Origin of the sequence: Kitasatospora griseola (assembly GCF_014648555.1) — a bacterium.
GTDB lineage: Bacteria > Actinomycetota > Actinomycetes > Streptomycetales > Streptomycetaceae > Kitasatospora > Kitasatospora griseola.
Genome location: NZ_BMRI01000039.1, coordinates 21089 through 34304, shown reverse-complemented (window position 1 = coordinate 34304; position 13216 = coordinate 21089). Strand labels below are relative to the sequence as shown.

Here is a 13216-nt window from a genome sequence, read left to right as displayed (position 1 = left end):
AGGCTGGGCGCGGGCGGGTACGTTGGGGAGAGGGCCCCACCGGGTCGAGGTCATGACCCGGGTACCGCGCCTACTGCACGAGGAGGCAAGGCAACGTGACCGACACCGCAAGGGCGCGCAAGCTCGCCGACCGCATTCAGGTGGTCGTGGCGGAGACCCTGCAGCGCCGGATCAAGGACCCGCGACTCGGGTACGTCACCATCACGGACGCCCGGGTGACGGGTGACCTGCGCGAGGCCACCGTCTTCTACACCGTCTACGGCGACGAGACCGAACGCGAGTCCAGCGCGGCCGCGCTGGAGAGCGCCAAGGGCATCCTGCGCTCCGAGGTCGGCAAGCAGACCGGGGTGCGGTTCACGCCGACCCTGACCTTCGTCGCCGACGCGCTTCCGGACAACGCCCGGAACATCGACGACCTGCTGGACAAGGCCCGGGTCTCCGATGCCGCGGTCCGCACCGCGGCCGCCGGGGCCGCCTACGCCGGCGAGGCCGACCCGTACAAGGCGGCCCGCGACGACGACGAGGACGAGTGACCACGGCCGGGAAGCCGGCCGAGTCCGGCGCCGCGGGGGCGGTCTCCACTGTTGAGGTGGAGACCGCCCTCGCGGTGCTTCCGGGCCCGCGCAGCGGGTCGTCGCCCGAACCAGGGGCGCAGGGCGACGACCGGTTCGAGGCCGCGTGGGAACGCGCCCTCGAACTGATCGCGGGCGCCGACGAGATCGACCTGATCTGCCACATCTGCCCGGACGGCGACGCGCTGGGCTCCGCGCTGGCCGCCGGGCAGGCGCTGCGCGGTCTCGGAAAACGGGTGCGGGTGTCCTTCGGCGAGGACCCGCAGATCATCCCCGAATCGCTGTCCTTCCTGCCCGGGCAGGACCTGATCGTCCCGGCCGCCGCGGTGCCCGCCGCGCCCGCGCTGGTGCTGGCCTTCGACGCCGCCTCCGAGGAACGGCTCGGCCTGCTGCGCGACAAGGCCTTCGCGGCCGGCGCGCTGGTGGTCTTCGACCACCACGCCTCCAACCCGGGCTTCGGCGACGTCCGGCTGATCGACCCGTCCGCGCCCGCCACCGCCGTGCTGGTCGACGAACTGCTGCGCCGGCTGCGCATTCCGCTGGACCAGCCGATCGCGACCTGCCTGTACACCGGGATCGCCACCGACACCGGCTCGTTCAAGTACCGGGCCACCACGCCCGCCACCCACGAGATGGCCGGGCGGATGCTGGCCACCGGGATCCGGCACGACCTGATCTCCCGTCAACTGTGGGACACCACCTCGTTCGGCTACCTGAAGGTGCTCGCCGGGGCGCTGGAACGCGCCGTGTTCGAGCCCGAGCAGGCCGGCGGGCACGGGCTGGTGTGGACCTGGGTGCCGTACCAGGACCTGGCGCTGTTCGGCGTCACCGTGGAGGAGATCGAGGGCCTGATCGACGTGCTGCGCAAGCCCGCCGAGGCGGACGTCGCGCTGGTGCTCAAGCAGGACCCGGACGGCACCCTGCGCGGCTCCTGCCGCTCCCGGGGCGCGGTCGACGTGGCCGCGGCGTGCGCCCGGCTGGACGGCGGCGGGCACGTCTTCGCGGCCGGGTTCTCCGCCCGGGCCGGGGTGCCGGAGACCGTCGAGCGGTTCCGGGTGGCGTTGGCGGAAGAAAGCGCGCGCTAGGCTCGTCCGGTTCGGTGGACGGCCGCGGCAGCGGCGACGCAGGGAATGAAACGATAGAGCGATGAAGCGTAAAGGGACGGGCCCCGACGGGCTGGTCATCGTGGACAAGCCGGAAGGCATCACCTCGCACGGCGTGGTGGCCAAGCTCCGCTGGCTGGCCGGCACCCGCAAGGTCGGGCACGCCGGCACCCTCGACCCGATGGCCACCGGCGTGCTGGTGATCGGCGTCGAGCGGGCCACCCGGCTGCTCGGGCACCTGATGCTCACCGCGAAGACGTACGACGCCACCATCCGGCTCGGCCAGACCACCGTCACCGACGACCGGGAGGGCGAGATCACCACCTCCGCCCCGGCCGACGCGGTGGCGCGGGAGGCGATCGACGCCGAGATCGCGAAGCTCACCGGCGAGATCATGCAGGTGCCGTCCAAGGTCAGCGCCATCAAGATCGACGGCAAGCGCTCGTACGCCCGGGTCCGCGAGGGCGAGGACTTCGAACTCGCCGCCCGGCCGACCACCGTGCACTCCTTCACGGTGCACCAGGTGCGCCCGGCGGTCGCCGAGGACGGCACGCCGGTGCTCGACCTCGACGTGACCGTGGAGTGCTCCTCCGGCACCTACATCCGCGCACTCGCCCGCGACCTGGGCGCCGCGCTCGGCGTCGGCGGCCACCTGACCATGCTGCGCCGCACCAAGGTCGGCCCCTACTCGGTCGAATCCGCGCACACCCTGGAGCAGTTGGAGGAGAAGCTCGACGTCCTGCCGATCGCCGACGCCGCCGCGGCCGCGTTCCCGCGCTGGGACATCGACGCCGAGCAGGCCAAGCTGCTCTCCAACGGCATGCGACTGCCCGCTCCCGGCCTCGGCGTGGACGGCCCGATCGCGGTCTTCGACCCGGACGGACGGTTCCTGGCGCTGGTGGAGGAGCACGCCGGGAAGGCCAAGCCGGTCGCGGTGTTCGTGGGCTGACCGACGGTCGGAACGCGTGCGCGATTCTGTCGACCGATGGGGGTGACGAGGCGTTTGTGGTCGCCCGGTCGGGGTGGCTGCGGTGGCGCTCGGCGGTGGGCTGGTGGTGGCGTCGCGGCGGCGGAAGGCCGGCCCGCGCGGAGTTCCGACAGTCGGTGAACGGCCCCGGTGGAGAGCTTCTCCGCCGGGGCCGTTCGGCGTCTCAGCGCAGGGCGAGGCGCCAGTCGTTGCTGTGCAGGAACCGCCCCGAACCCCGGGGGTACTCGAACTCGCACGGGCCCGCGTCGGTGAAGCCGAGGCGGGCGCACAGGGCGTTGGAGGGGGCGTTGTCGGTGGCCGGGAAGGCGTGCAGGGCGCCGGGGGCGGTGCGGTCCGCGGCGGTCGCCTCGCGCAGGGCGGTGAGCATCAGGCGGCCGGCGGCGAGCGCCAGGCCGCGGCCCTGGAACTCGGGCAGGACGTTCCAGCCGGTCTCGTAGATCTCCTCGCCCTGCCAGTCGCGCCGGTGGTAGGCGATCGAACCGGCGGGGGCGCCGTCGGCCAGCACCGCGTACATGACGCCGCCCAGCGCCGGGAGTTCGAGGTAGCGGCGGTGGCGGTGCAGCAGCTGCTCCGGGGTCTCCGGGCCGCCGACATGACGGCGCATCAGCGGGGTGTTGATGCGCTCCAGCAGGGCGAAGCGGGAGTCGGACCAGGGATCGAGGCGGACGTCCATGCCCGGATGCTGGCAGACCGCCGCCCGCCCGGCCCACCGGTTTTCCGGGGGCGGCCGGGGCGGTGCGCGGCGTGTCGCCGGGGGCGCGCGAGGTGAACGGGTGTGGTGAGCGGGGCGCGCGGGGTGCTGTGGGGCTGGTGGGGGGCAGGCTGACCGGCGGCCGGAACAGCGGCCGCAGAGCGGAGGGAGGACCGGCGGGATGGGCGAGGGCGCGAGCGCCGGCTTCGCGGGAGACCCGGCGCACGGGCTGCTGCGCATCCGGGACGTGCAGGGCCGGCTGTGCGGGCTCGGGTTCGTCGCCGACCGGCATGGCACGGTGGTGACCGCGCACGAGGCGGTGGCGGGCCTGCCCAGGCTGGTACTGCACACCCCGGGCGGCCAGTCCAGGGTGCTCGGGCCGGAGAGCGTCGACCTGCTGCCGGAGCGCGGCCTGGCGCTGCTGCGGACCACGGCGGTCGGCGGCGTGCCGGGCCGTGCGCTGCCGATCGGGCGCGGCGAGGTCGGCGGCCCCGTCGTGGTGCCGCACCAGCGCCGCGAGGACGGCACGCCCGCGCTGGCCCGCGGCGGCCTGCTCGGCCGGGAGAACGGCCGCTGCGGGGACGGCGCGCAGACCCGGACGGTCCCGGGCGTGCTGCTGCTCGACCTCCCCGCGGCGCCGGTGGCCGGCGCGCCCGTCCTCGACCCGGACACCGGGGCCGTGCTGGCCGTCGTCGCACCCCGGGTGCGTACCGCCGGCGGGTCCGGGGTGGCGGCCGTCCCGCTGTCCGTCGACGTCCCGGCGGGGGACGGCCCGCTCGGGCTGCTGCTGGCCCGCAACGCCTCCGGCGTGCCCGCGTTCGGCCGCGCCCTCAACCTGGCCGGCGGGCTGCGCCTGACGGCCGCCCAGCTGGACGCCGCCACCGCAGGCCCCGGCCGGATCACCGAGCTCGCCGCCGACCGGGTCGACCGGCCCGACGGCCTCAGCGGCGAGGAGCCGCAGGACACCCTGACGGTGCTGCTCGGCGAGGCCGGCAGCGGGCGCACCACCGAACTGGCCGCGCTCGTCGTCCGCCGGGCCGGCGCCGCCGAACCGCTGCCCACGCTCTGGCTGCGCGGCGCCGACCTGGCCCTGGGCGACCGCGCCCTCGGCGACACCCTGCACCGCCGACTCGTCGCGGCGGCACGGCAGTTGGGCGTCCCCGAGGTGGGCCCGGCGGAGCTCGCCGAACGGTGCGCGGACGGCGGCCGCCCGCTGCTGGTGGTCCTGGACGGGCCCGAGGAGGCCCCGCTGGCGCTCTCCGCGCGCTGGCTGACCGGCGCCCTGGAGTGGTTGGGCGCCCACCGCGCCCGCGCCCTGGTCGCCTGCCGCCCCGACGGCTGGCAGCAGCTCGGCCCCTGGCGGTCCGCCGCCCGGGCGCTCTGGCTGGGCCCGCTCACCGACGACGCCGCGGCCCGGGCCGGGCGGCGCTACGGGCTGCCCGAGCCCTTCCTCGGCCCCGCCGACCGCGGCCACCCGCTGGCGCTGCGGCTGGCCGGCGACCTGCGCGGCGCGGGCGTGCACGGGCCGGTCGCCGACCGCGGCGAGCTCTTCGACGGCTGGCTGGACCTGGCCTGCCTGACCGTCGCCCGCCGGATCGCCCCCGTCCCCGGCGGCCAGCGCCGCCACCGGCGCGGCGGCCCCGTCCCGCCCGGCGAGGACGCCAAGCAGCTCCGCCGACTGGCCGTCGTGGTGGCCGGCCGCCTGCACGAGGCCGCCCGGCTGATGCTCGGCGCGGGCGACGGGGCGCTGCCCGCCGCGGAGTTCGACCGGCTGTTCCCGGCCGCGGGCGGCTGGGCGCGGGCCGTCCGCGAGGAGCACCTGCTGGTCCCGGCGGGCGCCGGACACCGGGCCGCCCACGAGGAGTGGGGGGAGTGGCTGCAGAGCCTGCACCTGGACCTGGACGCGGCGCTGCGCCTGCTGCTCGCGGAGGAGGACGCGACGGCCGACGCCCCCGGCGACCCGACGGCCCGGAACGTCCTCCCGCCCGCGGCGGGCGGGGTGAAGGGCCGTCAGGGCGCGGTCGGCCGGGCCCGGGTGGGCGTGGTGGCGGGGGCGCTGCGCCGGGTGGGGGCGGCGCGCGGCGCGGGGGCGCTGGACGGCTGGCTGCACCGGATCCGGCTGGCGCTGGAGCGGGCCGAGCCGGGCGGCGACCCCGACTGGTGGGCGGGCCGGCTGCTGGCGGCCGGGATCGCCGGCAGCCCCGAGCCCGGCGCCCACCGGGAGCTGCTGGAGTCGCTGGCGGCCCGGGCCGGGCGGGACGAGCGCTTCGGCCCGGCGTTCTGGGTCGCCCTGCCGCTGCCCGCCGCCGACCGGGTCGCGCTGCTCGGGCGGCTCGCCGGCGACCCGAGCAGCCCGGGCGGCGACCCGAGCAGCCCGGGCGGCGACCCGAGCGGCTCGGGTGGCCCGGGCAGCCCGAGCGGCCGGGGTGGCCGGGCGGAGGCGGTGCGGGAGGCCGTCGCGGAACTGCTGGCCGCCGATCCGCACACCGTGCTGCCGCTGCTGTGCGGCTGGTACGAGCACGCCGGGCCGGCCACCGCCGACCTCGCCGACGCCCTGCTGTTCGAGCACCGGGCACTGGCCCTGGACGAGTTGACGGAGGCTCTGGTCGCGGCCGCGCACCCGCGGGCCGACGCGCTGCTCGGACGGCTCGCCGAGCGGGAGCCGTCCGCGCTGTGCCGGGCCGTCGACCGGTGGAGCCACGACCCGCGCCCCGAGCGGCACGTCGCGGCCGCCGTGCACGCGCTGCGCACCGCCCCGCACGCGGGCGGCTCGGGCGCGCAGTTGCTGCGGCTGGCCGCCGGCACGCTGCTCGCCAGGGACGACGAACCGGCGCTGCACGGCGCGGCGCTGGCGCTGCTGGTGCGCGACCCGCAGACCCGGGCCGAACACCTGCCGGCGGCGCTGGCCGGGTACCGGGCGGGCGACCCGTTCCTCACCGAGGAGGTGCTGGGCGACCTGGTCGAGGAGTACCCGGAAGAAGTGGTGGCAGCGGTCCGCGACCGGTCGCGGCTGCCCGGGGCGCGGGCCGGCGACGGGCTGCGGGCGTTCGACCGGGCGGCGGACCCGGCGGTGGTGCGCTCCGGGGTGCTGCTGGCGGCCGAGTTGCTGCGCGAGCGGCCGGAGCGGGCCGGGCAGATCGCCGACCACCTGGACCGGCTGCTGGACGCCGGGCGGGACGGCCGCCCGCTGCTGCCCGCGGTGCTCGCCGCCGGGCCCGCGGCCCGGGCCCGCTTCGCGCCGGTGCTGGCCGCCCCCGGCACGGGCCGTGGAGGGCTGCTGGACGCCCTGTTGGCGGCCGAGCGGGATCCGAAGGTGCTGGGCGCCGTCGTGGAGGCGCTGGCGGCCCGGCACGCCGGTCACCCGCCGTCCCGGGTGCGCGAGTTGCTGCGCCGGATCGCCGGCGGCTGGCCCGGGGCGGACGCCGTCCTGGTGCGCTGCGCGGGCCGCTGGGCGGGGTTCGCCCGGCTGCTGGCGGACTGGCCCGCGGACGCCGCGCCACCGCCTGCCGGGCCCCGGCTGACCAGAATGCGGACGCTCACGGCGGCCGGCCGCGACCCGCAGTACGCCGCCGCGGAGGCCGAACGGCAGGTGGACCGGCCCGGCGGCCGTCTGACCGGTCACACCGGGGGCCTTCCGGTACCTGGACAGGGGCGGTCGCATGGCACGCTATAGGGGTTCGGTTTCGGTCTTTCGAGTGCACCGGGTGTGCACACCGTAGGAACAAGGAGCGGTCAGGTGCAGCGCTGGCACGGCCTGGAGGAGATCCCCGGGGACTGGGGGCGCAGCGTCGTCACCATCGGATCGTTCGACGGGGTCCACCGCGGACACCAGTTGATCATCAATCGGGTGGTCGAGCTGGCCGGGGAGCTGGGGGCGAGGTCGGTCGTCGTCACCTTCGACCCGCACCCCAGCGAGGTGGTCCGCCCGGGCAGCCACCCGCCGCTGCTCGCCCCGCAGCCGAGGCGGGCCGAACTGGTCGAGCAGCTCGGCGTGGACGCCGTGCTGGTGCTGCCGTTCACCGCCGAGTTCTCGAAGGAGTCGCCGGAGTACTTCGTGCAGTCGGTGCTGGTCGACGCGCTGCACGCGAAGGCCGTGGTGGAGGGCCCCAACTTCCGCTTCGGGCACCGCGCGGCGGGCAACGTCGAGCTGCTCGCCGAGCTCGGCCGGGCCGACGACTTCGCGGTCGAGGTGCTCGACCTGCAGGTGCGCGGCGCCGCCGGCGACGGCGAGCCGTTCTCCTCCAGCCTGTGCCGCCGCCTGGTCGCGGCCGGCGACATGGCGGGCGTCGCCGAGGTCCTGGGCCGCCCGCACCGGGTCGAGGGCGTGGTCGTCCGGGGCGCCCAGCGCGGCCGCGAACTCGGCTACCCCACGGCCAACGTGGACACCGTGCCGTACTCGGCGATCCCCACCGACGGCGTGTACGCGGGCTGGCTGACCGCCGACGGCGAGACCATGCCCGCCGCGATCTCGGTCGGCACCAACCCGACCTTCGACGGCACCCACCGCACCGTCGAGGCGTACGCCATCGACCGGGTCGGCCTCGACCTGTACGGCAAGCACGTCGCCGTCGACTTCCTCGCCTGGCTGCGCGGCATGGAGAAGTTCGACAGCATCGACGCCCTGCTGGAGCGGATGGCCGAGGACGTCAAGCGCGCCCGGGACCTCACCGAGCGCCCCTGACCCGCCCGGCATCAGGAAGCCCCCCGCGAAGAACCTCTCGCGGGGGGCTTCCTGATGTGCGCTCAGCAGCGCGTGCGCCCGGTTGTGGCTGCGCTCGGTCGTGCCTGTGCTCGGTCGTGCCTGCGCTCAGCCGTGCTGCGGCGGGTAGCCGTAGCCGGGCGGCGGGGCCTCGTGCGGCGGCGGGTAGCCGTAGCCGGGCTGCGGCGGACCCTGCGGCGGGTAGCCGCCCGGCTGCTGCGGCGGATACTGCTGCGGCGGCTGCTGCCACGGCTGCCCGGCCGCCGGGTAGCCGCCCTGCTGCGGGTACTGCGGCGGGTACGGCTGCTGCGGCTGCTGCTGCGGCGGGACGCCCTGCTGCTGGGCCTGCCAGCCGCCCTGCTGCTGCGCCTGCCAGCCGCTCTGCTGCTGGGCCCGGGCGATGTCCTCGCCGACCAGCGCCGCCAGCTCGAAGTAGGCGTCCCGGACCTTCGGCCGCATCATCGCCAGGTTGACCTCGGCGCCGGCCGCCAGGCTCTCGTCGAACGGCACCACCACGACGCCGCGGCAGCGGGTCTGGAAGTGCGCCACGATGTCCTCGATCTTGATCATCTTGCTGGTCTCGCGCACTCCGGAGACCACCGTGATCGACCGCTGCACCAGGTCCGCGTAGCCGTGCGCGGACAGCCAGTCCAGCGTGGTGGAGGCGCTGGACGCACCGTCCACACTGGGCGTCGCCACCACGATCAGCTGGTCCGCCAGGTCCAGCACGCCGCGCATCGCCGAGTAGAGCAGACCGGTGCCGGAGTCGGTCAGGATGATCGGGTAGTGCTGCCCGAGCACCTGGATGACCTGGCGGTAGTCCGAGTCGTCGAAGGTGGTGGAGACCGCCGGGTCCACGTCGTTGGCGACGATCTCCAGGCCCGAGTTCGGGTCCTGCGAGGTGAACTGGCGGACGTCCATGTAGCTGCGCACGTGCGGGATCGCCGTCACCAGGTCGCGGATGGTCGCCCCGGTCTGCCGCTTGATGCGGCGGCCCAGGGTGCCCGCGTCCGGGTTCGCGTCGATCGCGATGACCTTGTCCTGCCGCTCGCTGGCCAGCGTCGCGCCCAGCGAGGTGGTGGTCGTGGTCTTGCCGACGCCGCCCTTGAGGCTGATCACCGCGATCCGGTAGCAGGTCATCACCGGGTGCCGGATCAGCTCCAGCTTCTGCTGCTTGCCGGCCTGCGCCGACTTGCCGCCGAACTGGAACCGCGACTGCTTCTGCACCTTCGGCTGCCCCCGCAGCAGCCGGTCGGAGGAGAGCTCGACCGCGGCCGTGTACCCCAGCGCGGCGCCGTGCGCCGCCGCCTGCGGACCGGGCTGCTGGAACTGGGCCGGGGCCTGCGGCGCGTTCTGCGGGCCCGAGTGCTGCTGGTACGCCGGGCCCGGCCCGGCCTGCGGCCAGCCGCCCGCCCGCGGATCCACCGGCGGCTGCCCGCCCCACTGCTGCTGGCCCTGCTGCGGCGGGTACGGCTGCTGCTGCACGGGCGGCTGCTGGCCCTGCTGCGGATACACCGGCGGCTGCGGCTGGTTGGGCCACGGCTGCTGCTGCACCGGCGGCTGCTGCATCGGCGGGTGCTGGCCCTGCTGCGGGTACACCGGCGGCGGCTGCTGCTGCATCGGGGGCTGCTGCTGCGGGACCTCCTGCACCGGCTGCGGCGCGGCAGCGAGCTCCACCGGCGGCGCGAGGGGCACGCCCTGCCCGTGGGTGGCCGGCCCGGGCTGCTGCTCGGGGCCCGGCGCGACCGGAGGCTGCGGGGCCGCGTCCGGCGCGCCCGTCACCGGTGCGGCGGTCGGCGGAACCTGCGCCTGCACGGGCTGGGGCTGAGGCTGGTGCGGCTCCGGCGCGGGCGCCGGCTGCTGGACCTCCGGCTGCACCGGCTGCTGTTGCTGCTGCACCGGGGGTTGCTGCACCGGCTGCTGCTGGACCGGCGGTTGCTGCACCGGGGGCTGCTGCTGGACGGGCGGCTGCTGGGCCGGGCCGGGAGCGGCGCTCTGGGTGTACCAGGACGGAGCGGTGTAGTCCGGGGCATCGGACCAGTCATCGTCGTCCTCGGCCGCGTTGTCGCCGACGTAGACGCCGTCCCGATCGCTGCTCACTGGGGCTCCCTCGTTCTCGCCGACGACGCGTCGGCGGTTGCCTTCGGGCAACAAGACTAGGCCGTGCAGGCGCATCCGCTGAAGGCGGAGCACGACCTGACGGCGGATCGGAGCGGGTCGGCCGACCGGTCCGTCCCTCGGGGAACACCGGCCCCACGGGACGCACCGGCCGGCCGGCCCGCGCGACGCGGCCCGCCCGGCCGCACCGCGTCAGTCCATGCGGCGCGGGCCGCCCAGCACCTGGGTCTCGGCCTCGCCCGGATTGGTCATCACGTACTGACGGCGCATCCGGGTCGCCCACAGGGTGATGTGGTCGGGCATCGTCGGCAGCGTGTTCACGTCGCCGGGCGACAGCGACAGCAGCCGGCCCACCAGCTCCGACTCCTGCGGCGACACCCGCTGCAGGCCGACCAGGTCGGCGGCGTTCAGCACCCGACTGGCGTTCGGACCCAGGTAGGGCAGCACCGTCAGCGTGGTCTGCCACGGCGCCGCCGACAGCCGGCTGCGCGACGGCCGGGCACCCAGGTCGCGGACCACCAGGACGGGTGACGCCACCGACGCGCCCTGCGCGCCCAGGCGGCCCACCTGATGGATCGTCACGCACGGCTGCCCGCCGCCCGCGGCCTGCGCCATCGGCGCCCACGCCTGCGGACGGCCGGTCTCCACCGCGATCCGGGCGCCGGTGGCGGCGGCGCGCAGCGCGATCAGCTGCGCCGTCCACATGCCGCCGACCAGCACCACCTCGTACTGCGTCGGCCGGAACAGGCCTATCACGGCGGGCTGCTGCTGCTGGTCCAGGCCGATCACCACGCCGTCGTCGCCGACCGGGAAGGCCAGCGCCGCCAGGTCGTCGACGGTCAGCACGTGCTTCTCCCGGCGCGGACCGCGCAGGCCGAAGCCGGGACGGACCCGCACCCGGGGCAGTTCGGCGGGCTGCGGAGCCTGGCCGGAGTAGGTCTGGTAGGCCATCAGGACGTCCCTCCCAGGGGCAGCGTGGCGAGCAGGCCCGGGCCGTGCTCCTGGTCGAGGCGGGTCAGCGCCGTGCCGCTGTGCTGGGCGCGGGACTCCACCAGGCGGCCCACCTGGGCGATCTCGCTCTCGCTGCGCGCGGTCAGCCGGACGTGCCCGCTGAGCGCCACCGAGCCGCCCATCGCGCGGGTCGCGGTGACCGAGAAGGTGGAGGCGAACGCCGCCGGGGTGCTGGTGAGCTGGTTGACCAGCTCCGGCGCGGCGACCCGGCCGCCGCCGGCGCCCGGCCGGGTCAGCTCCGGCCACTTGGAGATCCAGTAGGTGGCGTGCCAGCGGTCGTCGATCCGGCAGAACTTCGCGGACTCCTGGGCCCGGCGCACGCCGACCCCGCCGCCGCCGGAGCCCTGACGGCCCGCCACCGCCACCGGGTTGGCGCACACCGAGATGGCCAGCGCCGCGATCAGCTCCCGCTCGTCGAGCACGGTCGCGGTGAAGCCGGCGCTGTTCAGCCGGCCGGCCAGCTGGTCGGTGACCCGCTGGAGGGCCTTGCGGGCGCCCTCCTCGCCGCCGCCGCGGGCCAGCACGGCGGTGGAGGCGCGCTCCGGGTCGAGCTTGACGGCGACCCACGTCAACCGCAGCGCAGGAGTGTTCACTCCTCCGGGTGCCTGCTGGTAGGCGCGCGCGGCCAGCGAGTGCTCCGGCAGGTGCGGCGCGGGCGCCGGCTGGGTGTGCTGGATCAGCTGCACCGACTCCAGCGGAATGTCGTCGACGTGCAGGACCGAGCAGATCAGGTCCAGCGGCAGCGAGGAGTTGGCGCGGCCCGGGCGCAGCGGCTGGTCCTTGGACTGCACCAGCAGCACCGAGGTGAAGAACGTGCCGTCGCCGACCATGCCGGTCTCGCGGCGCAGCGGCCGCCCGTCGCCGAGGTCGGTCTCGATCGCGTGGGTGCAGGTGCTCAGCGCCGGCTCCAGCTCCATCACCGGCGCCAGCGCCGGGTCGGTGCCGGGCGGCGGGACGTTGTACTTGGCCTCCCGGCGGCGGGAGTTGTACGCGGAGCGCACCCCCATCGCCTCGCCCATGGTGCGGCCGCCGAGGCGCAGCAGGGCCACCACCACGAGGATCACCGCGGGCACCGCGAGGATCGCGGCCACCAGCTTGTCGATCGACCAGCCGACCGCCACCAGGGCGACGGCGACCTCTAGTTGGACGATTTGCTTGAGCTCCAGGCGGCGGGCGAGCAGCCCGGGCCTGGGCAGCAGCCGCAGGCCGACCGGCCCGGTGGGCGCCGCGACCGGGGCGGTACGGGCCCGCCGCCCGCCCTGGGCGTCCGGCCTCCGACCCTGCGAGGTGGAGCGTCGTCGTGCTGGAGCGGACTGGCTTGGCATCCCCCGAATTGCCCTCTCTGCTTCAGATGTGCCGTCAGATCCCCGTGCGGCTGCGGCCATCAGGGCCACCGACCGCGGGCCGGGTCGACGGCCCGGATGGCGGACCGTCGGAGCCTACCCGTTACCGTACTCACCGTCTGCTGCCGCATCGTAGAGGGTTGACCGCTCCGGACGCCCGTCGGGTGGCAGACTCACGCACAGCACAAGCGCGTTGACACCCGCAGGTCGGGTCACACAGGGGAGACGGGGACGAGCATGGCATCACGCCGGGACGAGCTGAACGCCTACACCTTCGCCCGCAAGCGGATGGTCGGGGCCTTCCTGCAGCCGGGGGGCGGCGGCAACGACGAGGACGCGCCGCGTCCGATTCGCGCGGTGCTGCCGAGCTTCGTGATCGGCGCCGTGGTGGTGGCCGGCTTCGGCATGTGGGGTGTCATCAAGCCCAGCGCGCCGCCGAACTGGGACAACGGCAAGTTCATCCTGCAGGGCAAGTCCTCGACCACCCGCTACGTGATCCTGCCCGACCCGAAGACCAACCAGCCGACTCTGCACCAGGTGCTGAACATGTCCTCGGCCCGCCTGGTGCTGTCCGAGGGCGCCACCGTGCAGACGGTCGCCGACGACGTGCTGGACAAGTACCCGCGGCGCGGCCCCGCCATCGGCATCCCCTACGCGCCGGACAAGCTGCCCAAGGGCGACGACGCGGGCA

At 75.8% G+C, this 13216-nt stretch carries 10 protein-coding genes; 6 read left to right on the top strand and 4 right to left on the bottom strand.

Annotated features, from left to right (window positions below; genetic code table 11):
* The first annotated feature begins 95 nt into the window (after window positions 1-95).
* From rbfA to truB, 3 genes are all read left to right on the top strand, one after another.
* Complete coding sequence (gene rbfA / locus IEZ12_RS31870; protein WP_189277043.1) at window positions 96-533, top strand: 30S ribosome-binding factor RbfA; 438 nt, start codon at window positions 96-98, stop codon at window positions 531-533.
* A complete protein-coding gene (locus tag IEZ12_RS31865) occupies window positions 530-1657 on the top strand; it encodes a DHH family phosphoesterase (protein WP_189277041.1) in 1128 nt (375 codons plus the stop codon). The genes rbfA and IEZ12_RS31865 overlap by 4 nt, the downstream gene beginning before the upstream one ends.
* Window positions 1658-1718: 61 nt before the next feature.
* Entirely contained in the window at window positions 1719-2624 is a 906-nt protein-coding gene (gene truB, locus IEZ12_RS31860) for a tRNA pseudouridine(55) synthase TruB (protein WP_189277039.1), read from the top strand.
* Window positions 2625-2826: 202 nt separating this feature from the next.
* Here truB and IEZ12_RS31855 read toward each other — a convergent pair whose 3' ends face one another.
* A complete protein-coding gene (locus IEZ12_RS31855) occupies window positions 2827-3336 on the bottom strand; it encodes a GNAT family N-acetyltransferase (protein WP_189277037.1) in 510 nt (169 codons plus the stop codon).
* Between the two features lie 199 nt (window positions 3337-3535).
* Between IEZ12_RS31855 and IEZ12_RS31850 the strand changes: the two genes are divergently transcribed.
* Together IEZ12_RS31850 and IEZ12_RS31845 are read left to right on the top strand one after the other, a co-directional pair.
* Window positions 3536-7027: an NACHT domain-containing protein gene (locus IEZ12_RS31850; RefSeq protein WP_189277035.1), complete on the top strand. Its 3492-nt coding sequence runs from the start codon at window positions 3536-3538 to the stop codon at window positions 7025-7027.
* 63 nt (window positions 7028-7090) lie between these two features.
* Window positions 7091-8035, top strand: coding sequence for a bifunctional riboflavin kinase/FAD synthetase (locus tag IEZ12_RS31845; protein WP_083462140.1), 945 nt, complete (start codon window positions 7091-7093; stop codon window positions 8033-8035).
* A gap of 126 nt (window positions 8036-8161) precedes the next feature.
* Here the strand turns inward: IEZ12_RS31845 and IEZ12_RS31840 are convergent, their stop codons facing one another.
* The 3 genes from IEZ12_RS31840 to eccE all read right to left on the bottom strand — a co-directional run bounded on the left by IEZ12_RS31840 (window position 8162) and on the right by eccE (window position 12507).
* Complete coding sequence (locus IEZ12_RS31840; protein WP_189277033.1) at window positions 8162-10153, bottom strand: MinD/ParA family ATP-binding protein; 1992 nt, start codon at window positions 10151-10153, stop codon at window positions 8162-8164.
* A gap of 210 nt (window positions 10154-10363) precedes the next feature.
* Window positions 10364-11122, bottom strand: a complete 759-nt coding sequence (locus IEZ12_RS31835; RefSeq protein ID WP_043909706.1) for a hypothetical protein — start codon at window positions 11120-11122, stop codon at window positions 10364-10366.
* Window positions 11122-12507 (bottom strand): type VII secretion protein EccE, encoded by a 1386-nt coding sequence (gene eccE / locus IEZ12_RS31830; RefSeq protein WP_229848411.1) that lies wholly within the window; start codon window positions 12505-12507, stop codon window positions 11122-11124. The genes IEZ12_RS31835 and eccE overlap by 1 nt, the downstream gene beginning before the upstream one ends.
* A gap of 255 nt (window positions 12508-12762) precedes the next feature.
* Between eccE and IEZ12_RS31825 the strand changes: the two genes are divergently transcribed.
* The coding region (locus IEZ12_RS31825) for a type VII secretion protein EccB (RefSeq protein ID WP_189277031.1) at window positions 12763-13216 on the top strand (454 nt) is incomplete at its 3' end.